Annotated in this window: 2 protein-coding genes; both read right to left on the bottom strand. The window is 45.3% G+C overall.

Annotated features, from left to right (window positions below; genetic code table 11):
• Positions 1 to 631, bottom strand: a 631-nt coding sequence (locus R7E00_RS23490) for a sulfatase-like hydrolase/transferase (protein WP_318124636.1), incomplete at its 3' end; no start/stop codon positions are given.
• Between the two features lie 7 nt (positions 632 to 638).
• On the bottom strand, positions 639 to 1,382 hold a 744-nt coding region (locus R7E00_RS23485; protein WP_318124635.1), incomplete at its 5' end, for an SPASM domain-containing protein.

Raw genomic sequence — 1,382 nt, 5'->3', positions numbered from 1 at the left:
CAATCAACACGGGTTGGAACTGGTCGGTTTCACCACCGAAGAAGCCGTAGAATTTGTCGAAACCCACTTCAGAAGGCCAAAGCGTTTGGTTACCTGCGGGTCCTGTCTCCCAAGCTGGAATTTCGTGGTTTTTACCAAACATTGCCGTGCTGTAACCGTTATATTTCAAAATTTTTGGTAGGGCAGCGATGTAGTTTGGTCGAACGCTTGTATTGCCAGGGAAGGCCGTCGATGTTTCCGCAATTGAACCCATATTATTTTGGTGATGATTGCGGCCAGTAAGCAAGGCAGTTCGAGTTGCAGAGCTTACTCCTGTTGTATGGAATTGGTTATAGATAAGACCTTGTTTAGCTAACGCATCAAGTGTCGGCATATCAACAGCGCCCCCAAAAAGGGATGACTGACTAAAGCCGACGTCATCTAACAAAATAACAAGCACGTTAGGTGCATCTTTTGGTGCTGCGATTCGGCGAGTTGGCTCCGGGCGCTGAACATCTCGCACGTCGAGTTGAGTGTAAGTTTGGGGCTCAATGTCAGGAATTGGGAGCTTTGTTCTGTCTACCGTTCCTGCCGCAACCAAACACGGAGCGAGCGCTCCGGTGATGGTCACCGTTGTTTTCAAAATATCCATTTATTGATTACCTTTTATTAGAGGGTGTTAGGATTAAAGGGCCGTCTAATGCTTGCATGACATAGCTTGCTGGATAGCCATGAGCTAAGAGCGTCGTCATTGCTTGCAAATACTTTTGTATTGAGCTGAAAAAATAGAAATAACCATCACAAAGGACGTTTTCATGCTCACCAGTGTCGGAGAGATAGCGATGTTTTGGGCAACCGCCGTTGCAGAGAGACAAGTACTGGCACTGTTTACATCGCATAGATAAGCGGGATTCTTTATTGAACTGAAGTTCGTGATTCAACGACATCTCGTGTAACGATGTTTCGAATACATTGCCGAGTTTCGACTCCGGGTAGGCGATATGGTCACAGAAATAAACGTCACCATTTGCTTCAACGGCATAAGACGAGCCGCATTTTTTGGCATGAATACAGTTTGGAGAGGGGTTGCCAAGGTATTGTGTTAATGCCTGTTCGAAGCTCGAAATGAAGACTTTTCCAACATCTTGAGAAACCCAAAGATGAAATACGTCGGTGAGAAAACGTCCGTATTCTTTGGCATCAACAGACCAAGCGATAGGTTCGTATTTCTGAGGATCTGTATGGTGTTTGTCTGTCGAGAAAATCAGATTGCTACCAAAGTGCTGGCCACGAGCTTGCCCTGTTTCTAATGGAGATGATTCGACAAGAGGTGAGAACTGAATATGTTTCACCTTATTCTTGCGGAAAAATGAATAGATAGCCTCAGCATGTTTGCAATACTC

This window comes from Vibrio sp. Vb1755 (assembly GCF_033338635.1).
GTDB classification, from domain to species: Bacteria; Pseudomonadota; Gammaproteobacteria; order Enterobacterales; family Vibrionaceae; genus Vibrio; species Vibrio alginolyticus.
The sequence above is the reverse complement of the archived record's forward strand: the minus strand, read 5'-3'. Positions and strand labels throughout refer to the sequence as shown.